The 21,122-nt window shown below is 73.9% G+C and carries 21 protein-coding genes; 10 read left to right on the forward strand and 11 right to left on the reverse strand.

What is annotated here, in order from left to right; genetic code table 11:
• Positions 1 to 106 precede the first annotated feature (106 nt).
• Positions 107 to 1,048, reverse strand: coding sequence for a lysylphosphatidylglycerol synthase transmembrane domain-containing protein (locus GT045_RS01245; RefSeq protein WP_345942518.1), 942 nt, complete (start codon positions 1,046 to 1,048; stop codon positions 107 to 109).
• Between the two features lie 455 nt (positions 1,049 to 1,503).
• Here GT045_RS01245 and GT045_RS01250 point away from each other — a divergent pair, with 455 nt between their 5' ends.
• Complete coding sequence (locus GT045_RS01250) at positions 1,504 to 2,154, forward strand: DedA family protein (protein WP_161295151.1); 651 nt, start codon at positions 1,504 to 1,506, stop codon at positions 2,152 to 2,154.
• Positions 2,155 to 2,364: 210 nt separating this feature from the next.
• Here the strand turns inward: GT045_RS01250 and GT045_RS01255 are convergent, their stop codons facing one another.
• Positions 2,365 to 2,892, reverse strand: coding sequence for a gamma carbonic anhydrase family protein (locus GT045_RS01255; RefSeq protein ID WP_161297652.1), 528 nt, complete (start codon positions 2,890 to 2,892; stop codon positions 2,365 to 2,367).
• Positions 2,893 to 3,000: 108 nt separating this feature from the next.
• Here GT045_RS01255 and GT045_RS01260 point away from each other — a divergent pair, with 108 nt between their 5' ends.
• Positions 3,001 to 3,765 (forward strand): acyltransferase, encoded by a 765-nt coding sequence (locus GT045_RS01260; protein WP_161333021.1) that lies wholly within the window; start codon positions 3,001 to 3,003, stop codon positions 3,763 to 3,765.
• 57 nt (positions 3,766 to 3,822) lie between these two features.
• Here GT045_RS01260 and GT045_RS01265 read toward each other — a convergent pair whose 3' ends face one another.
• Positions 3,823 to 4,680 carry a DMT family transporter gene (locus GT045_RS01265; RefSeq protein WP_161333022.1) on the reverse strand — a complete coding sequence of 286 codons (858 nt, stop codon included), beginning with the start codon at positions 4,678 to 4,680 and terminating at the stop codon, positions 3,823 to 3,825.
• Between the two features lie 109 nt (positions 4,681 to 4,789).
• Here GT045_RS01265 and GT045_RS01270 point away from each other — a divergent pair, with 109 nt between their 5' ends.
• Positions 4,790 to 5,362, forward strand: coding sequence for an XRE family transcriptional regulator (locus tag GT045_RS01270; protein ID WP_161297655.1), 573 nt, complete (start codon positions 4,790 to 4,792; stop codon positions 5,360 to 5,362).
• 43 nt (positions 5,363 to 5,405) lie between these two features.
• Positions 5,406 to 5,963: a YbaK/EbsC family protein gene (locus GT045_RS01275; protein ID WP_161333023.1), complete on the forward strand. Its 558-nt coding sequence runs from the start codon at positions 5,406 to 5,408 to the stop codon at positions 5,961 to 5,963.
• Positions 5,964 to 6,122: 159 nt separating this feature from the next.
• On the opposite strand, the gene GT045_RS01280 is transcribed toward GT045_RS01275, so the two are convergent.
• The 3 genes from GT045_RS01280 to GT045_RS01290 form a co-directional block, all read right to left on the reverse strand.
• On the reverse strand, positions 6,123 to 7,340 hold the full coding sequence (locus tag GT045_RS01280; RefSeq protein ID WP_161333024.1) for a 4-hydroxybenzoate 3-monooxygenase: 1,218 nt from the start codon (positions 7,338 to 7,340) through the stop codon (positions 6,123 to 6,125).
• Positions 7,341 to 7,473: 133 nt separating this feature from the next.
• Entirely contained in the window at positions 7,474 to 9,108 is a 1,635-nt protein-coding gene (locus GT045_RS01285; protein WP_161297658.1) for an APC family permease, read from the reverse strand.
• Positions 9,109 to 9,307: 199 nt separating this feature from the next.
• Positions 9,308 to 9,718, reverse strand: coding sequence for a CoA-binding protein (locus GT045_RS01290; RefSeq protein ID WP_161333025.1), 411 nt, complete (start codon positions 9,716 to 9,718; stop codon positions 9,308 to 9,310).
• Positions 9,719 to 9,863: 145 nt separating this feature from the next.
• Between GT045_RS01290 and GT045_RS01295 the strand changes: the two genes are divergently transcribed.
• From GT045_RS01295 to GT045_RS01315, 5 genes are all read left to right on the forward strand, one after another.
• On the forward strand, positions 9,864 to 10,604 hold the full coding sequence (locus tag GT045_RS01295; RefSeq protein WP_161297660.1) for a hypothetical protein: 741 nt from the start codon (positions 9,864 to 9,866) through the stop codon (positions 10,602 to 10,604).
• On the forward strand, positions 10,601 to 11,140 hold the full coding sequence (locus GT045_RS01300) for a histidine phosphatase family protein (RefSeq protein WP_161333026.1): 540 nt from the start codon (positions 10,601 to 10,603) through the stop codon (positions 11,138 to 11,140). The genes GT045_RS01295 and GT045_RS01300 overlap by 4 nt, the downstream gene beginning before the upstream one ends.
• Before the next feature lie 36 nt (positions 11,141 to 11,176).
• Positions 11,177 to 11,803 carry a YigZ family protein gene (locus GT045_RS01305; RefSeq protein WP_161333027.1) on the forward strand — a complete coding sequence of 209 codons (627 nt, stop codon included), beginning with the start codon at positions 11,177 to 11,179 and terminating at the stop codon, positions 11,801 to 11,803.
• 116 nt (positions 11,804 to 11,919) lie between these two features.
• Positions 11,920 to 13,083, forward strand: coding sequence for an exonuclease SbcCD subunit D (locus tag GT045_RS01310; protein ID WP_161333028.1), 1,164 nt, complete (start codon positions 11,920 to 11,922; stop codon positions 13,081 to 13,083).
• Positions 13,080 to 16,070 (forward strand): SMC family ATPase, encoded by a 2,991-nt coding sequence (locus GT045_RS01315; RefSeq protein WP_161333029.1) that lies wholly within the window; start codon positions 13,080 to 13,082, stop codon positions 16,068 to 16,070. Before GT045_RS01310 ends, GT045_RS01315 begins: the two co-directional genes overlap by 4 nt.
• A 232-nt stretch (positions 16,071 to 16,302) precedes the next feature.
• Here the strand turns inward: GT045_RS01315 and GT045_RS01320 are convergent, their stop codons facing one another.
• Positions 16,303 to 16,749, reverse strand: a complete 447-nt coding sequence (locus GT045_RS01320; RefSeq protein WP_161293737.1) for an Lrp/AsnC family transcriptional regulator — start codon at positions 16,747 to 16,749, stop codon at positions 16,303 to 16,305.
• 94 nt (positions 16,750 to 16,843) lie between these two features.
• Here GT045_RS01320 and GT045_RS01325 point away from each other — a divergent pair, with 94 nt between their 5' ends.
• On the forward strand, positions 16,844 to 17,320 hold the full coding sequence (locus GT045_RS01325) for a rhodanese-like domain-containing protein (protein WP_161293739.1): 477 nt from the start codon (positions 16,844 to 16,846) through the stop codon (positions 17,318 to 17,320).
• A gap of 34 nt (positions 17,321 to 17,354) precedes the next feature.
• Here the strand turns inward: GT045_RS01325 and GT045_RS01330 are convergent, their stop codons facing one another.
• From GT045_RS01330 to GT045_RS01345, 4 genes are all read right to left on the reverse strand, one after another.
• Positions 17,355 to 18,590: a cytochrome P450 gene (locus GT045_RS01330; protein ID WP_161293741.1), complete on the reverse strand. Its 1,236-nt coding sequence runs from the start codon at positions 18,588 to 18,590 to the stop codon at positions 17,355 to 17,357.
• Positions 18,591 to 18,625: 35 nt separating this feature from the next.
• A complete protein-coding gene (locus GT045_RS01335) occupies positions 18,626 to 20,017 on the reverse strand; it encodes an FAD/NAD(P)-binding oxidoreductase (RefSeq protein WP_161293743.1) in 1,392 nt (463 codons plus the stop codon).
• Positions 20,007 to 20,252 carry a ferredoxin gene (locus tag GT045_RS01340; protein ID WP_161293745.1) on the reverse strand — a complete coding sequence of 82 codons (246 nt, stop codon included), beginning with the start codon at positions 20,250 to 20,252 and terminating at the stop codon, positions 20,007 to 20,009. Before GT045_RS01340 ends, GT045_RS01335 begins: the two co-directional genes overlap by 11 nt.
• A 162-nt stretch (positions 20,253 to 20,414) precedes the next feature.
• A complete protein-coding gene (locus tag GT045_RS01345) occupies positions 20,415 to 21,092 on the reverse strand; it encodes a hypothetical protein (RefSeq protein WP_161293747.1) in 678 nt (225 codons plus the stop codon).
• Between the last annotated feature and the right edge of the window lie 30 nt (positions 21,093 to 21,122).

The following is a 21,122-nucleotide window of genomic DNA, read 5'->3' on the forward strand; positions in this document are numbered from 1 at the left end:
GGTCGCGGGCCGGACGGCGCGGTGCCCGCCGGCCGTGCACGATGCGCCGAGCGGGCCGCCGGCCGGACGACGAGGGCCGCGCATCCGGTCCCGCCGCAGCCGCGGCTCACAACGCCTTCGCCCGGATCAGTCCCGACAGCACCACCGCCCCCGGCACCAACGGCACCCAGTCCATGAGCATCCGGTAGCCGATCACCGTGGCCGTCGCCACCGCCGGCGAGGAGCCGAAGGCGACCAGCGTCCAGACCAGTGCCGCGTCCACCGCGAACCCGCCCGGCGCGGGCACCGCCCCCACGGCCGTGCCCGCCGCCAGCTGGGCGAGCGCCACCTGTTCCCACGGCAGTCCCAGCCCGAGCGAGGCGCCGACGCACGCCAGCGTGCCCGCCTGCACCAGCGGCATCGCGACGGCCCCGCCCCACAGAGCCAGCACCCGGCATGGCCGGGTATGGACCGCACGCGCGTCGGCCAGAGCGGAGCGCAGGAGCCGGGTCACCGGCCGCCGCAACGGCCGTACGACCGTCAGCAGCACTCCCGCCACCGCGAGCGTCCCGCCCGTGAGGGCGGCGAGCGGCACCAGCAGCCGCCCGTCCGGTACCAGGCCCCCCAGGCGCCGCCAGGCGGGGGACACCGCCAGGAACACCAGCAGCACCAGCGTCTTCGCGGTGGACCTGACCAGCGAGTACAGCCCGATCGACGCGGTGGCCCGCTCCAGCGGCACGCCCCGCCGGCGCAGGAAGCGCAGCGTCACGGCATGGGCGCCGAGGCCGCCGGGCAGCACGTGGTTGGCGGCACCGGCGGCGAACTGCGAGGCCAGCAGCAGCCCCGGCGGCAGCGGCTCGGGCAGGGCACCCTGCCGTACGCAGGAGGCGGCCACCCAGGTCAGGCAGGTGCAGCCGGCCGCGGCCAGCAGCCACCCGGGATCGGCCGCGACCAGCCGCCGGACCCCCTCGTACACGACGGGCCGGTTGGCGGCCGCCCAGCCCCCGGCGAACAACAGGGGTGCCAGGCACAGGACCAGCCGCACCGGCCGGGCCGCCCTCCGGGCCACCGGACGGTCCGGCGCCGTGGACCCGGCGCCCGGCGCCGCGGCGGGGACCCCACGCCCAGGGCTCCCACGCCCAGGGCTCCCGGACCCAGGGCTCCCGGACCCAGGGCTCCCGGGACCTGGGGCGGTCGCCGCGGAGCAGGCATGAGGGAGCGGGGGCGAGGGCGAAGGCAGCGAGCGGATCGGGGACAGTGGGGACACGGGGACGTCGTCCTTCCGCGGCGGGCCCACGGCGGGGCCTGGGGAGAGCGGGCCGGGCGATACCGCGTGGGAGCCTTCCCCTCCCGCGTGACACGGGGATGTCCGGAAACGTAAGGGGTGGGGGCGGGACGGTGCCGCCGGGCGGGCGTGAGCGGGCAGCCGTTCACCACCGACCAGGTAGCCTTCCCTTGGGACGCCCTTTACATGCGGCGGCCCGGAAAGCCGGAGCAGGACCAGCGACAGGGGAGGACCCGGCGGTGCACGTCCAGGAATGGCTCGACTCGGTGCCTGCGGTCGCCGTCTACGCCTTGGTGGCCCTGGTGATCGGTCTGGAGAGCCTGGGCATCCCGCTGCCGGGCGAGATCGTCCTGATCTCCGCGGCGCTGATGTCCTCGCAGCACACGGGCATCAACCCGGTCGTCCTCGGCGCGTGCGCGACCGCCGGCGCGGTGATCGGCGACTCCATCGGGTACGCCATCGGCCGCAAGGGCGGACGCCCCCTGCTGGCCTGGCTCGGTGACAAGTTCCCACGCCACTTCAGCGCGGGCCATGTGGCCACCGCCGAGCGGTCGTTCGAGAAGTGGGGCATGTGGGCGGTCTTCTTCGGCCGCTTCGTCGCCCTCCTGCGCATCTTCGCCGGCCCCCTCGCGGGCGTCCTGCACATGCCGTACTGGAAGTTCCTGACCGCCAACGTGCTCGGCGGCATCTGCTGGGCCGGCGGCACCACGGCCGTCATCTACTACGTCGGCACCGTCGCCGAGGACTGGCTCAAGCGCTTCTCGTACCTGGGCCTGGCCGTGGCGGTGCTGATCGGTCTCGCCTCGATGCTGGTCCTGAAGCGCAAGGCGAAGAAGGCCCAGGCCCAGACCGTGGAGCGCGACGCGGAACCCGTCGGCGCGGGGGAGTGACGGCACCCCGCGCGTTCGACGACGGGGGCCGCCCCGGTGCCGCCGCCGCGCCGGGCCGGCAGGCCCGCCCCGCCGGCCCCGGCAGGCCCGCCCCCCAGTCGGCCCCGGCAGGCCCGCCCCCCCCAGTCGGCCCCGGCAAGGCCGCCCCCCCCCCGCCGGCCGGCTGCGCCTGCACCGCCCGGTGCGCCGGGGCGCGCCCCCTCCGGCTGGTTATCCGTGCACGTCGCGGTGTGCCTTGGCCAGATCCGCGTAGAGCGTGCCGTTGAGGGTGACTCCCTGCCGCTCCTCCTCGGTGAGGGGCCGCTTCACCTTCGCCGGCACCCCCGCGACCAGCGATCCGGGCGGCACGACCATGCCCTGCGGGACCAGTGCCTGGGCCGCGACGAGGGAGCCCGCCCCGATCACCGCCCCGTTCAGCACGGTCGCCCCCATCCCGATGAGGCAGTCGTCCGCCACGGTGGCCCCGTGCACCACCGCGTTGTGCCCGATGGACACCCGCTCGCCGACGGTGACCGGGAACCCGGGATCGGCGTGCAGCGTGACGTTGTCCTGCACATTGGCCTGCGCCCCCACGGTGATCGTCTCGACGTCCCCGCGGACGACGGCCCCGTACCAGACGCTGGCCCCGGCGTGCAGCGTGACGTCCCCGATCACGGACGCCGTGGGCGCGACGAACGCCTCCGGATCGACCCGCGGCTCCTTGCCCCCGATACCCACGACCAGCGCCTTCCGCGTCATCACCGTCTCCTCGTGTCGGCAGTACACGGCACCGTACGACATCGGGTGGGGCGTAGATCACAGCAGCCCGGCCTCTCCCGCCGGGCGACCGGTGAGTAACGTGACCTCGTGCCCAAGCGCAAGAACACGTTCTCGTCCTGGCGACGTCACCTGGTGCAGCGTGCCGTGCACACGGGCTGGTCGTGGGTGCGGCGCGTGGGTTCGGTGACGGCCGAGAACCCCGGCCGCTTCCGGTTCGGCTCGATCGGCGAGGCCACCCGGCTCTCCTTCCCGCTCGGCACGGTCTTCGGCGAGCCGTGGATCCGGCTGGGCTCCTACTGCATCATCGCCGAGCAGGTCACCCTCACCGCGGGCCTGATGCCCGATCTGGACCTCGGTCCCGATCCCATCCTGACCATCGGTGACGGCGTAGTCCTCGGCCGCGGCAGCCACGTCATCGCCGACACGACCGTCACCATCGGCAGCGACTGCTACTTCGGCCCGTACGTCTACGTCACCTCCACCAACCACTCCTACGACGACCCGCACCAGCCCATCGGCAAGCAGTGGCCGAGGATGGAGCCGGTCGAGATCGGCCCGGGCTGCTGGGTCGGCACCGGCGCGGTGATCCTGCCGGGGGCGCGGATCGGCCGGAACGTGGTCGTCGCGGCCGGCGCGGTGGTCCGGGGCACGGTGCCCGACCACGCGGTGGTGGCGGGGGCGCCCGCCCGGGTCGTACGGCGCTGGACACCCGACGAGGGCTGGCAGCCGCCGCTGCGCACGCCCGCCCCCGTGCCGATCCCGGACGGCATGACCCCCGATCAGCTGCGGGCGCTGGCCGACCTGGACGAGGACGCCGTGGCCCGGCTCGCCACGCTGGAGCCCGAAGGCTGACCCGGACCCGCCCGACCCGCCGGGGCGGACCGGTCCGGCACCGCCGGCCGCACCGGATCAGCCGGTGGCCAGCAGCAGCGTGCCCAGCAGGGCGAGTCCCGCTCCCGCCGTCTGGACCGCGCGCAGCCGCTCACTGAGCACGCCGCGCGCGGCCAGCGTGGTCACCACCGGGTACAGCGAGGCGAGCACGGCCGCGACGGTGACCGGACCGCTGCGGGCGGCGATCGCGTACGTGCCGTTGGCCGCCACGTCGGCCAGTCCGACGAAGGCCAGCGCCGGCACCGAGGACCAGGGGAAGCCGCCGCCCGGTACCGCGGCACCGCCGCGCCGGACCGAGACGGCGAGCGCGGCCCCGCCCACCGCGACGTTCGTCAGCCGCTGCGCGAACAGGGCGAGGAAGAGGCCGGTGACATCGGTCGAAGCCTCCGTGATCAGCGCGAACACGGTGCCGAAGCCGAGCGCCGCGACCAGCGTGAGCAGGATCGCCCGCCGCTGCACGGCCGCGCCCCGCAGCTGCGGTCCGCCCGCGAGGACGACGCCGGTCACGGCGACGGCGATGCCCGCCGCCTGGAGGAGTCCCGGCCGCTCGCCGAGGACGAGCCCGACGCCGACGGGCACGGCGACACTCAGAGTGGCGAGCGGCGAGACCACTCCCATCGGGCCGAGTGCGAGCGCCTTGTAGAAGGAGAGGAGGGCCACCGGCCCGGCGAGGCCGGCGGCGAACGCGAACCAGAGCCGGGGGCCGGCCTCGCTCCAGCCGCCCGTGGCGAACACGATCGCGCCCAGCACGACCGCCGCGATCGACTGCGAGACGACCACCACGGTCAGCGCCGGGATGCGCCGGGTGAGCAGTCCGCCGCCGAAGTCGGCCAGCCCCCACAGCAGGCTGGTGGTCAGGGCGAAGAGTGCTGTCACGGCCGGCCTCGCAGTACAGTTCGGTGAACGATCGGGTGCAGCTCACCGTAGTTCCGTTCACTGAACTTCAGCATCCAAAATATTGAACTTCCCGAATATTGGACACGATGTGTCGGACCTCGAACTCCTGACCCAGTCCCTGGCGCGCAACGTCAAGCACTGGCGCTCGGTGCGTGGCTTCACGCTGGACGCGCTCGCCGCCCGGGCCGGTGTCAGCCGCGGCATGCTCATCCAGATCGAGCAGGCCCGCACCAACCCCAGCATCGGCACGGTCGTCAAGATCGGCGACGCGCTCGGCGTCAGCGTCACGACCCTCCTCGACTACGAGCAGGGCCCCAAGGTCCGCGTCGTCCCCGCCGAACGGGCCGTACGGCTGTGGCACACCGAGGCCGGCAGCTTCAGCCGGCTGCTCGCCGGCACGGAGGCTCCGGGGCCGCTGGAGATGTGGGACTGGCGGCTGATGCCGGGGGAGAGCAGCCCCTCCGAGCCGCACCCCGGCGGCACCGTCGAACTGGTCCATGTCACCGCGGGTGAGCTGACCCTCACCGTCGAGGGGACCGAGTACCGGGTCCCGGCGGGCGCGAGCGCGTCCTTCGAGGCCAACGTGCCCCATCTGTACGGCAATCAGGGCGGCGTCCCGATGGAGATGGTGATGGCCGTGTCCGTACCGCCCGTGCCGTGAGACGCCGCTACGCCGGCCGGACGGGTCTTGCTAGCGTGCGGTCATGCGCGCCCCCATCGGAGACTTCGACACCGTCGCCCCCGCCCCCGACCGCCTGGACGAGCTGACCGCCCCCGTCGCCGACGCCGTGCGCGACTGGCAGGGGTCCGTCCCGGCCGAGGCGATCCTGTTCGTCGACACCGAACCGCAGTGGGCCGACACGGCCGTCTTCGTCGAGCACTACGGCCGCGACCTGCTCCAGCGGTCGGCGAACTGCGTCGTCGTCGAGGGCAGGCGGGCCGGTGAGACCACACTGGCCGCCTGCGTGGTGCCCTCCACCACCCGGGTCGACGTCAACGGCGTCGTACGGCGTCAACTGGCGGCGCGCAAGGCGTCGTTCGCCTCGATGGAGACGGCGACCGGCGAGACCGGCATGGAGTACGGCGGCATCACCCCGATCGGACTGCCGACGGGCTGGCCCGTGCTGGTGGACCCGGCCGTCGTCGACCTGCCGTACGTCCTGGTCGGCAGCGGGCGCCGGCGGGGCAAGCTGCTGGTGCCGGGCAAGGCGTTCGCGCAGCTGCCGGGCGCGGTGGTGCTGGAGGGACTGGGCCGCGCCTGACCAGGAGCTCGGCCGTCCCCGGCCTGGGGCTCGGCCGTCCCTGACCTGGGGCTCGGCCGTCCCCGACCCGGGGCTCGGCCGTCCCTGACCTGGGACCCGGCCGCGCCTGACCTGTCCGGGTGCGTGCCGGCCGCGGTCCGGGTGCCGCCGGCTCGGCTTTCAGTACATGCCCGCCGTGCCGAGGTACTGCTCGGCGAAGGCCGCCGCCGCGGCCGGTGAGGCGAACAGCCGGCGCAGCCTCGCCAGCGTGGTGCCGGCGCGGAAGGGATCGCCGTGCGAGGTGCCGTGGTAGACCTCGGAGAGCCACTCCGAGAACTCCTGGTAGTCCCACACCCGGCGCAGGCACGCCGCCGAGTAGCCGTCCAGCCCCGTGCGGTCGCCCTCGGCCAGATACGCGACGAGACCGTCGCCGAGCAGGAAGGCGTCGTTCAGGGCGAGGTTCATGCCCTTCGCGGCGATCGGCGCGACGAGGTGCGCGGCGTCTCCGGCCAGGAAGAGCCGGCCGAACACCATCGGCTCGACCACGTAGTTGTGCATGTCCAGCACCCGCTTCTCCAGCAGCCGCCCCTCCGTCAGCGGCGGCCGGCCGGCCGCGCGCAGGCGCTGCTGCAACTCCGCCCAGACCCGGTCCTCGGGCCAGTCGTCCGGGTCGTCGCCGGGCGGGCACTGGAGGTAGTAGCGGGTCACACCGGGGCTGCGCGGCATGTGCCCGGCGAACCCGCCGGCGTGCATGCCGAAGAGCACGCGGTCCGCGGACGGCGGCGCCTCGGCGAGCAGCGCCAGCCAGCCTATGCCGTAGTCGTGCCGGGAGATCCGCGCCGACGGCGGCAGCGCCGCCCGGCTCGCCCCGCGGGCGCCGTCGCAGCCGGCCACGAAGTCGCAGTGCGCCATGTGCCGTTCGCCGGTCGCCGGGTCGGTGTAGGAGACGGCGGGCCGGTCCGAGTGCACGTCGTGCAGGCGTACGTCCCGCACGCCGAAGCGGATCTCGCCGCCGCGCACGTCGGCGTACTCGCGCACGAGATCGGTCACGAGCAGCGGCTGAGGGTAGATCCAGTGGTGCTGTCCCGTCAGCTCCTGGTAGGCGAAACGGTATGCCCGGCCGTCGAAGCGGAACTCGCACTCGGAGTGCCGTTCGGCCCGCTCCAGCAGGCGGCCGGCCAGCCCGCGCCGTTCGAGGCCGCGTACGGCCCATTCCTCGATGACCCCTGCGCGTGGCCGCTGTTCGATGAACTCCCTGCTCTCGGTCTCCAGGACCAGGCAGCCGACACCGGCGGCCCGCAGGATGTTGCCGACGGCCAGACCGGCCGGCCCGGCACCCACGACGACGACCGGAAAACGGGAAGCGGAGGGGGAGTTGGGGTGGGGGGAGAACGTCACGCGAGCATTATGACGGTGTCCCGTCAGCCCACGGCACGGCGGTGCCCCGCCGGCCGGGCCGACGGGACACCGGTGCTGGTGTTGGAGCCGGCGCTGGTGCTGGTGCTGGTGCCGGCGCCGGCGCTGGTGCGGGTCAGTGCGCGGGCATGTCCGTCACGACGACCTCGTCGATGCTGCGCTCGATCGCCTCGGACGTCGACGCGGTGGCCTTCGCCCAGTAGTAGATGACGAGGGAGAACGCCGCGACGACCGCGATGTCCCACCACAGCGGGATGGTGCCCCGGCCGCCGAAGCCGCCGAGCCAGGAGATCACGCCCAGGCCGACGAGGTAACCGGGCAGCCACTGCGCGGCCCTGAAGTCCAGCCGGGGCGCGTCGGGCAGCCGCTTGGCCGTGGCGTACCAGGCGTAGGAGCCCAGGAGCACGTAGCCGAGCAGGATCGCGAAGCCCAGCCGCCACAGCGTGTCCCAGCCGGCCCAGTAGATGATGAGGTTGGCGACCACGAAGGACAGCGGCGAGATGATCTTGCCGCCGGGCAGCCGGTACGGGCGCTCGTGGTGCGGCAGCCGGTCGGCGAAGACGCCGTAGGCCAGCGGCGCGCCGGCGTACATCAGCACGCTCGCCGAGGTGATGAAGCCGACCAGCTCCTGCCAGCTCGGGAACGGCAGGAAGCAGACCACGCCGGTGACGAACGACATGACCAGGCCGAACCACGGCACGCCGCGCTTGTCGGTCTTGGCGAACGCCTTCGGCGCGTAGCCGTTCTTGGCGAGGCCGAAGGAGACGCGCGAGGTGGCGGTGGTGTAGATCAGGCCGGTGCCGCCGGGGGAGATGATCGCGTCGATGTAGAGCACCCAGCCCAGCCAGCCGAGGCCCACCAGGGTCGCCAGGCCCGCCCAGGGACCGCTGATGCCGGCGAAGTCCAGCTTGGCCCAGCCGTGCGCGAAGGAGGCGTGCGGCAGCGCGGCGATGAAGACGACCTGGAGCAGGATGTAGATCACCGCGCCGATCGCCACCGAGCCGAGGGTCGCCCGCGGCAGGTCGCGCTTCGGGTTGCGGCTCTCGCCCGCCAGCTGGATGGCCTGCTCGAAGCCGAGCAGCGCGAAGATGATGCCACTGGTGCTGATGGCGCCGAGGATGCCCTTGGCGCCGAACGGCGCGAAGCCCTCCGAGGTGAAGTTGCCGGCGTGGAAGTTGCCTGCGGCGATGATGAAGATCGCCCCGAGCGGGACGGCGATCTTCCACCAGGTGGCCGCGCTGTTGGTGTGGGCCAGGGCCCGGACCCCGAAGAAGTTGACGCCGACGAAGACGGCCATCAGGAACACGGCCGTCAGGAAGCCGCTGACGGTCAGCGTCCCGTCGGTGTGCTGCAGGCTCTGGGCCCACTGCCAGTGACCGGCGTAGCCGATCATCGCCTCGACCTCGATCGGGGCGACGGTGGCGGCCTGCAGCCAGGCGAACCAGCCGAAGGACATGCCGGCCAGGCCGCCGAACGCGTAGTGCGGGTAGCGGGCGGTGCCGCCCGCCACCGGGAACATGCCGCCCAGCTCGGCGTGCACCAGCGCCAGCAGCACGATCGCGACCGCGCCGATAACCCACGAGATGATCGCCGCGGGGCCGGCCACCACGACCGCCTTCTCGGCGCCGTAGAGCCAGCCCGAGCCGATGATGGAGCCCACGGAGGCCCACATCAGGCCGATCAGTCCGACATCCCGGCGCAGACCGCCGGGGTCCGTCTTGGCCTGTGGCAAGGCGTCGACTTTCGCCATGTCAAGTGGCCTCTCAGTTCGTGAACGCAGAATTAACGAGCAAGGAGGCCACAGGCTAGGAAGGTATTCCGCTTCGGCAAAAGACTGTTTTCCAAAACTTGACCCGGGATCTTGCCTGTCTTGGCTACAGCTTTCGCACAGGTCAGGAGGGTCGGGAGAATGTCAATATTCAGCGGACAATTGTGATGAAGGAGAAGAGTCACAGAGTGAGGCGAGGAATTTCGATCGCCGGGCACCGGTCCATGACCATCTCCAGCCCCGCCGCCCGCGTCCGCTCGTAGGCGGCCTCGTCGACCACTCCGAGCTGGAACCACACCGCCCCGGCGCCCTTCGACACGGCCTCGTCCGCCACCGCGCCGGCCAGGCCGGCGTTCACGAACACGTCGACCACGTCCACCGTGAACGGGATGTCCGCCAGCGAGGCGTAGCCGCGCTCGCCGTGCACCGTCTCGGCCTTGGGGTGCACCGGTACGATCCGCTTGCCGAACCGCTGGAGCACCTGCGCCACCCCCCAGGCGGCCCGGCCGCGGTTCGAGGACAGACCGACCACCGCCCAGGTGTCGCCCAGCCCGGTCAGGATCCTGCGGACCGTCGCCTCGTCGCCGTACATCGGGTACCTCCTATTTGACGTCGGGAACCGTGTGCCCCCGGCAACAGCGCCCGCCGGGGTACGGATTCCCGCCGTACCCCGCCACGCTGATCGCAATCGGTGCAAAGCCGCTGCATACGGCCGTCCGCCCGCCTACGCTCGGCCCGTGCTGCAGATCCTCGACGCCCGAACCGGCGAGCCCGTCCCCGCCGCCCCCGCCCGCCGCGGCCTGACCCGGATCGAGGTCCACGCCCCGGGCCTGGACCCGACGGCCCTGCGGGTGCTGCTCACCGCCGACCTGCTCGTGCGGTCCCTGGAACTGGGCGGCACGCCGGTCTGGACGATCCTCGCGGCGCCCCGCGACCAGCCCGAGCTGCGCACGGCCGCCACCCGGCTCGCCATCCGCCCTTTCGAGGACGGCCGCGACCTCGCCTCCGGGCTCGGCGCGGCACAGGCGATCCACGTCATGACGGGGGATCCCGCGACCGCGCCGGGCGAGGGCCCGGTGATGGCCGTGGCGCCGGTGGTGTGGGCCGGGCCCGCGTCGCCTCCCGCGGACCTCCTCGGCGACCCCGCCGCACTGCGGCTCGCCCTGCTCGGTGTCCGCCGGGACGACCCAGTGCGCCTGGACGGGGCCGCCCTGGCCCGGGCCGCCGGGCAGCTCGCCGACTGGCGGCGGGCGGTGGCCGGCTGGGCACGCCGGCCCTCGCGGCCGGTGCCCGAGGCGGTACGGACACGGCTGCGCACCGCCTGGGAGGACGACCTCGGCCTGCCCGGGGTGCTGGACGTGCTCCGGGACGTGGCCGGCGATCCGGAACTGGCCGACGGCGCCCGCTTCGAGACCTACGCCTACGCCGACCGCCTGCTCGCCCTGGACCTCGTGCGCGACATCGGGAGCCCCGCGTGAGCGGTCCGGCGGGCGCCGGCCCGCTGCGCCGGCTGGTGGTGCTGCGGCACGCCAAGTCCGCCTGGCCCGACGGTGTCGCGGACCACGACCGGCCGCTCGCCCCGCGCGGGCTGCGCGACGCCCCGGCGGCCGGCCGCGCCCTCGCCACCGGCTCCCTGCCCGACCTCGCCCTGTGCTCCACCGCCGTACGCGCGCGCCGTACCTGGGAGCTGGTCTCCGCCGAGTGGGCCACCCCGCCGCCGGTGCGCTACGACCGGCGGCTGTACGCGGCCGGCGTGACGGACCTGCTGGAGGTCGTGCGCGAGGCGCCGGCGGACGTGCGGACGCTGCTGCTGGTCGGGCACAACCCGGGCCTGGAGGAACTGGTGCGGGCGCTGGCCTCCGACGGCCTCGACGACACGCTGGACCGGGTCCGGGAGAAGTTCCCCACCTGCGCGATCGCCGTGCTGGCCTGGCACGGACCCGGCTGGCCGGCCCTCGCCCCGGGCGGCGCCCTGCTCACCTCCGTCACGGTCGCGCGCGGCGGGAAGAGGTGACCGGGAGGCGTCCTGGTGTTCACATAGGCTGGCCGGATGCAGGACGAGTACCGCACGGTCGCCCGCGCGGGCGTGCACGAGACCGAGATCAACCGCTCCCGTTTCGTGTGCGCCCTCGCCCCGGCCGCCACCGAGCAGGAGGCCCAGGACTTCGTCGCCGCCGTGCGCAAGGAGCACGCCGACGCCAGCCACAACTGCTGGGCGTACGTCATCGGGGCCGACGCCTCCGTGCAGAAGGCCAGTGACGACGGTGAACCGGGCGGCACCGCCGGCGTGCCCATGCTCCAGATGCTGCTGCGCCGCGACATGCGGTACGTGGTCGCCGTGGTCACCCGCTACTACGGGGGCGTCAAGCTGGGCGCCGGCGGGCTCATCCGCGCCTACGGCGGCTCGGTCGGTGAGGCGCTGGACGCGCTCGGCACGCTCACCCGGCGCCGGTTCCGGCTGGCCACGGTGACCGTCGACCACCAGCGGGCCGGCAAGGTGCACAACGAGCTGCACGCGACCGGACGCGACGTGCGGGACGTCCGCTACGGCGAGGCGGTCACCATCGAGATCGGCCTCCCGGACGCCGACGTGGCCGCCTTCCGCGCGTGGCTCGCCGATGTGACGGCGGGCACGGCCGGGTTCGAACTGGGCGGCGAAGCCTACGGAGACGCCTGAATATTGCCGCTAATCGGGCATAACGCCCGCAAGGGGCTTGTCGGATGACGGCCGTGCCGGTCCGGTACGGCAGTGACCGGCCGTGTTGTCGGACCCGGCCGTTAGTCTCGGGGCTCATGAGATTCCTGCACACGTCCGACTGGCACCTCGGCCGGGCCTTCCACCGGGTGAACCTGCTCGGGGCCCAGGCCGAGTTCATCGGTCACCTCGTCACCACCGTGCGTGAGCGCGAGGTGGACGCGGTGGTCGTGTCGGGCGACGTGTACGACCGTGCGGTGCCCCCGCTCGCCGCGATCGAGGTGTTCGACACCGCCCTGCACCGGCTCGCGGACCTCGGCGTGCCCACGATCATGATCTCCGGCAACCACGACTCGGCCCGCCGGCTCGGCGTCGGCGCGGGACTCATCGACCGCGCGGGCATCCACCTGCGCACCGAACCGGCCGCCGCCGGCACCCCGGTCGTCCTGCCCGACGCGCACGGCGACGTCGCCTTCTACGGCCTGCCCTATCTCGAACCGGCCCTCGTGAAGGACGAGTTCGCCGTCGACAAGGCGGCACACGAGGCCGTCCTCGGCGCCGCCATGGACCGCGTCCGCGCCGACCTCGCCACGCGCGCGGGGGGCACGCGTTCCGTCGTCCTCGCCCACGCCTTCGTCACCGGCGGCAAGGCCAGCGACAGCGAGCGGGACATCACCGTGGGCGGCGTGGCCGCCGTACCGGCCGGGGTCTTCGACGGCGTCGACTACGTCGCGCTCGGCCATCTGCACGGCTGCCAGACCCTCACCGACCGCGTGCGCTACTCCGGCTCACCGCTCGCCTACTCCTTCTCCGAGGCCGACCACCGCAAGAGCATGTGGCTGATCGACCTGGACTCGGCCGGCTCGGTCACCGCCGAACGCCTCGACTGTCCGGTGCCGCGCCCGCTCGCCCGCATCCGCGGCACCCTCGACGACCTCCTCGCCGACCCCGGGCTGACCCGCCACGAGGACGCCTGGGTGGAGGCCACCCTCACCGACCCGGTCCGCCCGGCCGACCCCATGGCCCGGCTCACCGAGCGCTTCCCGCACACCCTCAGCCTGGTCTTCGCCCCCGAGCGGACCGCGGACGAGACGGGCGTGTCCTATGCCCGGCGCCTCGCGGACCGCAGCGACCAGGAGATCGCCCAGGACTTCGTCGCCCATGTGCGCGGCGCCGGACCCGACGAGGACGAGGCGGCCGTGCTGCGCGAGGCGTTCGACGCCGTCCGCGCCGACCACACCGTCCGGGAGGTGGCCCGATGAGGCTGCACCGGCTCGACATCACCGCCTTCGGCCCCTTCGGCGGCTCCCACACCGTCGACTTCGACGCGCTGTCCACCGCCGGGCTCTTCCTGCTCCACGGCCCCACCGGCGCGGGCAAGACCTCCGTCCTGGACGCCGTCTGCTACGCCCTGTACGGCTCCGTCCCCGGCGCCCGGCAGAGCGGCCAGGGCATGAACCTGCGCAGCGACCACGCCGAGCGGGCCACCCGCACCGAGGTCCGCCTCGCGCTGACCGTCGCCGGACGCCGCCTGGAGATCACCCGGCAGCCGCCGTGGGAGCGGCCCAAGCTGCGGGGCAAGGGCATGACCGTCGACAAGGCCCAGACCTGGCTGCGCGAGTACGACGCCCGGCGGGCCGCCTGGAAGGACCTCAGCCGCTCCCACCAGGAGATCGGCACCGAGATCGAGCAGCTGCTCGGCATGAGCCGCGAGCAGTTCTGCCAGGTCGTCCTGCTGCCCCAGGGCGAGTTCGCGCGCTTCCTGCGCGCCGACGCCGAGGCACGCGGCAGGCTCCTCGGCCGGCTCTTCGACACCCAGCGCTTCGCCGACGTCGAGAAGCGCCTGGCCGAACGCCGCCGCGCCACCGAGGCACGCGTGCGCGAGGGCGACACGGCCCTGCTCGCCGACGCCCACCGCATGCAGCAGGAGGCGGGCGACGCCATGGAGCTGCCCGACCTCGCCCCCGGAGACCCGGGCCTGGCCGAGACCGTGCTCGGCGCCGCGGCGATCGCCCGCAGCACGGCCCGGGAACGCCTCGCCGTCGCCCACTGCCGCCTCGCCGCCGCCGAGTCCGCCCACGCCGCGGCCCGGCGCCGCCTGGACGAGGCGCGTGAACTCGCCCGCCTGCAGAGCAGGTTCACCGAGGCCCGGCAGCGTGCCGAGCGGCTCCAGGAGCGCTCCGGCACGCACCGGGAGACGCAGGAGCGCATGGCACGGGCCCGTAAGGCGGAGACCGTCGCGCCCGCGCTGGAACTGCGGGAGACCGCCGACGCCGAACACCGCCGGGCCGCCACGGCCGAGGCCCGCGTACGCGGACTGCTCCCCGGCTCCCACGCCGACGCGGACGCCGGCTCACTGGCCGCCGCCGCCCGCCGGACCGCCGAGGAGCTGGGCGGACTCGACGCGGCCCGGCGCGCCGAACGCCGGCTCGCCGAACTCGCCGACGAACGGGCCGCGCTCGACCGGCAGGAGCGCGCCGACGACGACGTCCAGCGGGAGGCCGACGCCTGGCTGGCCGCCTGGGACGGCACCCGGGCGGAGCTTCGGACCCGCATCGACTCCGCCCAGGAGGCCGCCACCCGCGCCGAGCAGCTCGCCGTCCAGCGCGCCCCCATGCAGCGGCGCCTGGACGCGGCCCGCACCCGCGACCGGCTCGCCGCCGACCTGGAACAGGCCAGGCAGCGCGCGGACGCCTCCCACCAGCACGCGCTCGACACCCGCGCCCACTGGCTCGACCTCAAGGAACAGCGGCTGAACGGCATCGCCGCCGAACTCGCCGCCCACCTCAGCGACGGCGAACCCTGCGCCGTCTGCGGAGCCACCGAACACCCCGCACCCGCACGCAAGGTCGCCGGACACGTCGACCGGGAGACCGAGGACGCCGCCCTCGCCGCCCACCAGCAGGCCGGGGAACGGCAGGCCGAGGACGAGCGGCGCCTGGGGCTGGTCCGCGAGGCACTGGCCGCCGCCACCGCCGAGGCCGGCGACACACCCACCGACCGGCTCACCGCCGAGGCCGGCGAACTGGAGCGGGAGTACGCCCGCGTCCGCCGCGAGGCCTCCGCACTGCATTCCGCCCAGGAGGAGCTGCGGCAGGCCGAGCGCGAGCGTGAACAGCGACTCGACGACCGCCACCACGCCGCCGTACGAGCGGCCTCCCGGCTCACCCGCCGGGACACCCTGGAGCGTGAACAGGCCCAGCTGCACACCGAGTTGACGCAGGCGCTGGGCGGCGCCGACAGCGTGGCCGCACGGGCGGCGCGGCTGGAGCGGCAGACGGCACTGCTCACCGAGGCCGCCGACGCCGTACGGGCCGCCGAGGACGCCGCCCGGCGGCTGAAGGACGCCGACGCCCGTCTCGCCGACGCCGCCTACCGGGCGGGCTTCGACACGCCCCGGGCCGCCGCCGCGGCCCTCCTCGACCCGGCCGCCCACCGCGAACTGCAGCACCGCCTGGACGCCTGGCAGCAGGAGGAGGCCACCGTACGCGCGGTCCTCGCCGAGGCGGACACCGCGGCAGCCGCCCGGCAGGCCCCCGCCGACCTCACCGCGGCCGAACGCGCGGCGGACACCGCGGACCGCCGGCTGCGCGAGGCCGCCTCCGCCCGCGACGCCGCCGCCCGCTGCCGCACCGAGCTGGACCGCCTCTCCGCGCGGGCCACCGCGGCGGTACGCCGGCTCGCCCCGCTGCGCGAGGAGTACGAACGGGTGGCCCGGCTCGCCGCCCTCACCGCGGGCACGTCCGCCGACAACGAACGCCGGATGCGCCTGGAGTCGTACGTCCTGGCGGCCCGTCTCGAACAGGTCGCCGCCGCCGCGACCGTCCGCCTCAGTCGCATGTCGTCGGGCCGCTACACCCTGGTCCACTCCGACGACCGCACGGGACGCGGCCGCAGCGGGCTCGGGCTGCACGTGGTGGACGCCTGGACCGGCCGCGAACGCGACACGGCCACCCTGTCCGGCGGCGAGACCTTCTTCGCCTCGCTCGCCCTCGCCCTCGGCCTCGCCGACGTGGTCACCGACGAGGCGGGCGGCATCCGCCTGGACACCCTCTTCATCGACGAGGGCTTCGGCAGCCTCGACGACCAGACCCTGGACGAGGTCCTGGACGTCCTCGACTCCCTGCGCGAACGCGACCGCAGCGTCGGCATCGTCAGCCACGTCGCGGACCTGCGCCGGCGGATCCACGCCCGGCTGGAGGTCGTCAAGGGGAGAACGGGGTCCTCGCTGCGGCAGCGGGGGGTCTGACGGAGCTCGGACATTGCGGGTGCCGGGAGGACGGCCGCCGACTTTGACCACCGCGACCACACGGCCCGGCCGCGGGACCCTCACCCGTCCCCGCGCCGGCGGCTCGGAAAACCGCCACCGCGGACGTCCACGCAGCCCGACGCCGTGAACGGGCCCGCGGCCGCGGCGAGCGGCGCGTCCGACGGCCGGGGTGCTCAGCGTCGTGAGCGGCCCCGCGTGCGACGGGCCCCGGTCAGCGGCCCAGCGGGCGTCGGGGCAGGGGAGAGGAGTAGACGACGCTGGTGGTGACCGAGCCCAGGGCGCCGATCCTGCCCGAGACCCGCTCCAGGTGGGACATCGACTGCGCGGCGACCTTGATGACGAAGCAGTCGTCGCCCGTCACGTGGTGGGCCTCCAGGATCTCCGGCGTCGCCGCGACCAGGTCGTGGAACGGCTTGTAGTTGCCGTTGGGATAGCGCAGCCGCACGAACGCGAGGATCGGCAGGCCCAGCCGCTCGGGGGCCACCACCGCCGCGTAGCCCTGTATCACGCCGGCTTCCTCCAGCCGCCGGACCCGCTCGGTGACGGCGCTCGGCGACATGGACACGGCCCGCGCCAGCTCGGCGAAGCTGGCCCGTCCGTCGTGCTGGAGGACTTCGAGGATGCGCCAGTCGGTGGCGTCCGGGGAATACACGGTCATCCCGGATGGATAGCAGGGGAATCCCCGGACGGGCAAGGGTGGGCCCGTGGATCGCCCCTTCAGGGAGCCGCCCGTGGACCGTAGCGTTTCGGTCATGATCTCCACGACTTCCCCGAACCCCGTCCTGCGCGTCGCGCCCGCCGCCCCCGCCGAGGCCGCCGCCTACTTCCGGGCGAGCCTCGCCTTCCACGCCGACGTCTCCGACGTCGCCGCCGCGCTCGCGGCCGGCGGCGACCCCGGCTTCGTGGTGGTGGACTCACGCTCCACCGAGTCCTGGGACCAGGGGCACGTCCCGGGCGCCGTGCACCTGCCGACCGCGCTCGTCGCCGAGCAGGCCGAACGGCTCCTGGACCGCTCCGTGCCGGTGGTGACGTACTGCTGGGGCCCCGGCTGCAACGGTGCCACCCGCGCCGCACTCGCCCTCGCCGAACTCGGCTACCAGGTCAAGGAGATGCTCGGCGGCTTCGAGTACTGGGCGCGTGAGGGCTTCGCCTACGACACCTGGCAGGGCCCGGCACGCCGGGACGCCGACCCGCTGACGGCGCCCGTCGAGGGCGACTGCGGCTGCTGAACCCGGCCCGCGCGGGGCGCCGCCCCGCGCCGCGCTACCGGATCCCGTCGAACGCGATGTTCAGGTGCCGGGGCCCGCGCAGCACGGCGTTCGGACGGTAGGGGGGCGGGTCCTCGACCAGGCGGGGGTTCTCCAGCCGCCGCGCCAGCTCGGACAGGGCCATCTGGGCCTCCAGCCGCGCCAGCGGAGCGCCGAAGCAGCTGTGGATGCCGCTGCCGAAGCCGAGGTGCTGGATGTCCCCGCGGTCGGGATCGAACCGCTCGGGCTCCTTGAAGCGCTCCGGGTCCCGGTTCCCCGCCGCGAGGACCAGCCAGATCCGCGAGCCCTTCGGGATCGTGACCCCGCGCACCTCGATGTCGGTGATGCAGGTGCGCTGCGGCAGCAGCTGCACCGGGGGCTCGTAGCGCAGCAACTCCTCCACGATGTTGACCGACAGCCCCGGGTCCTCACGCAGCCGGGCGAGGATCTCCGGGTGGCGCAGCAGGGTGAGCATGCCGTTGGTGATCAGGTTGACGGTCGTCTCGTGACCGGCGATCAGCAGCAGGACCGTGGTGCTGAGCACCTCCATCATCGCCATGGAGCCGTCCGGTCCCCGGCTGTTCACCAGGTCCGACAGCAGGTCGTCGCGCGGTTCCTTGGTCCGCTGCTCGACCAGTCCGGCCAGGTACATGCCGAGCTGCATCCGCGCTTCCTGCGCGGTCTTCGCACCGTCGCCGTCGTCCTGCCGCGCCCCGGGATCCAGGGTCGCGACGAGCGGGTCGACCCACGTGCGGAACCGCGGCTCGTCCTCCCTGGGCACCCCGAGCAGCCGGCAGATCACCGTCACCGGGAAGGGATAGGCGAACTGGTCCACCACGTCGACCTCACGGGCGTCCCCGAGGCCGTCGATCAGCTCGGTGACGATCTGCCGCATCTCACCGCGCATGTTCTCGATCCGGCGCGGCCGGTGCGGCGGCCCGAAGGCACTGTTGGCGATCCGCCGCAGCCGGTCGTGCTCGGGCGGGTCCAGGCGCAGGAACGACGGGGGCAGACCGCCCGTCTCGTCGGACTGGCTCAGCTCGTCCTCGCTGGGATCGGCCAGGTTGGCGGCCTCCGAGCTGAGCCGCGGATCGTGCAGGAGGGCCTTGATGTCGTAGTACGAACTGATGATGTAGGGGCCGCCCTCCTCCTCGTGCAGCACCGGTGTCCTGCGGAGTTCCTGGTACACCGGGTACGGGTTGGCGCGGTTCGCGTAGTCGGTGATCTGCTGCGACATCGAGGCTTGCGGCATGGCGGGTCCTTGGAGCGTCGGGGCCGGGGCGGCGGTCAGTGGCGGGAGGGGTGGAAGACCAGCTGCTGGTCGGCCGGCGAGTAACCGGTGAGGGTCACCATGGGGCCGTGGGTCGGCAGGGACGGGTCGGGGAAGTCGGCCGACACCGGCTGCCGGCCCTCGGGACGCCGGTCCATCGTCGGGTACTCCACCGGGAAGGGCGCGCCCTGCTCGATCTGCCGCTGGTAGAACTCCAGCCACCGCGTGTTGTCGAAGGTCACGGCGGCCACGATCCGGCCCTTGTAGCCGTAGACACCGGCGAACCGGCGCTCGGCCAGCGAACCCTGCGTGATCATCAGCTGCTCGCCCATGGGCGGCACGCCGACCGACTTGATGTTCACCCCGAACATCGACGACCAGAAGGCGGGCATCCACAGATGGGGCCGCCGGTCGGCGCCGTGGCAGATCATGTTGTGCGCGGCCGTCTCCGCCTGGGCGACGGCGTTGCCCCAGTGTTCCAGCGACAGGAACTGGTAGCCGAAGAGCGCGTGCGGCGACCGCGCCACGTCACCCGCGACGAACACGTCGTCCGTGACGATGCCCCGGAAGTCGAAGGCCCGGCAGCCCGCGTCACAGGCGATGCCCCGGGGCCCGGCACCCAGCCCGGACCCGGCCAGCCAGTCGGTGTTGCGCAGCGAACCCAGCGAGACCACCACCACGTCCGCCTCGACGACGGTCTCGTCGGACAGATGCACGGCTCGCACCCTGCCGACCGAGTCGCCCTCCAGCGAGGTCACCGTGACATGGGTGCGCAGGTCCACACCGTTCTCGACCGCGAGGTCGGCCGCGACCGCGCCGATCACCCCACCGAGTGCTCCCACCAGCGGCGCACCCGCACGCTCCGCCACCGTGACCGGGATGCCCATCTCCCGGCAGGCGGAGGCGACCTCCGAACCGGCGAACCCGGCACCGATGACGAACACCCGGCGCGGTCCCGCCTTCAGCCGCCGGTACAGGTCGGCCGCGTCCTCCCGCGTGCGCAGCAGACACACGCCGTCCAGCCGGGCCTCGTCCTCCTTCGGCCACGGCCGGGCGCGGACGCCGGTGGCGATGAGCAGCCGGTCGTACTCGACCTCGTCCCCGTCGGCCAGCCGGACCCGCTTGGCCGCCAGGTCCAGGCCCGTCGCCGCGACCCCGAGGCGCCACTTGGCGTCGATCTCCCAGCGGTGCGGCAGCTCGGTGTGGTTCGGGGACGCCATGCCCAGCAGCACGGACTTCGACAGCGGCGGCCGGTCGTACGGCTCGTACGGCTCGTCACCGATCAGGGTCAGCTCACCGGCGAAGCCCTCGGCGCGCAGGGTCTCGGCGGCCCGCAGACCGGCCAGCGAGGCGCCCACGACCACGATCCGGCCCTCTCGCCTGAGCCGCTCCAGGTGGTCAGCGGCCATCGGACGCCTCCCGCGCGGAACCGGCCACCGGCCCCCGCGCACCGTCCAGACCGTCGGCGGTGATCGCCTGCACCGGGCAGGCGGCGACCGCCCGCGCCAGCCGTTCCCGCTGTTCCTCGTCCGCGCGCGGGTTGTAGATCAGCGACTCGTCGCCGTGCATGGCGAAGACGTCGGGTGCGAGGAACGCGCACTGGGCGTACCCCTGACACTTGTTGAGATCGACAACGAGCCTCATCGACGCTCCGCCCTTTCCGGTGGCCATGTCCGGTGCGCACCGCGCGGCTGGCGCGGACGGCTCCGGACGGCGGTCTTCCCCCCGCTCGCCAGCATGCGAGTGCGGACGGCCCGCCCGCGCGCCGGGCACGCCGATCGAGTGAGCGACCGCCGTGGGCGGCTGTCATCCGGCCGCCGCCGGCCGGGGCGGCGGCCGGCGGCTGACCGCGAGGATGTGCAGGCTCAGCAGCAGGGACCAGGCCGGGAAGACGAGTTCCGCCCAGGGCACGTTCGAGGAGGCGAAGAGCAGCGTCAGGGCGCAGAGGAAGCCCACGATCGTCAGCCACCGCGGCAGGACGCCGAGGCGGTGGCCGATGACCGACATCGAGGACACGAAGACCGCTGCCATCCGCATGGCGTACCCCGTCATCAGCGTGTACGCGAAGTGACGGCCGAAGTCCCAGGTGGCCCCCGCCGGCGCCGTGCCGGCGGGGTGGGACACCCCGAGCACGGCGCTCGCCGCCGCCGCGGCGCCGAACATCGTGGCGGTGAAGACCAGCCCGCTGCCCAGGAAGACCGTGGCGAGGAACTTGTCCTCGACGGCGCCCACGTGCGCGCGGACCGCGCCGATGAACCACAGGAAGAAGATGCCGGCGAACGGCACGAGCGCGAGGGCCGCCCGCAGCGCGTCGTGCCGTCCGGAGTCCGTGGGCGCCGGGACGGCGGCGGCGTCGGCCCCCTCCGGAATCGCCAGCCTGACCAGGATGATCATCGCTGCCAGGAGCAGCGCGAAGACGACTCCGGCGAGCCCCGCGGCGCGCGGTCTCTCCAGCGCCTCCTGTCCCGGCCCCGTGTGCTGCATGCCCGGCCCGCCTCTCCGCATCGGCCCCCG

The organism is Streptomyces sp. SID486 (assembly GCF_009865385.1).
Classification (GTDB): domain Bacteria; phylum Actinomycetota; class Actinomycetes; order Streptomycetales; family Streptomycetaceae; genus Streptomyces.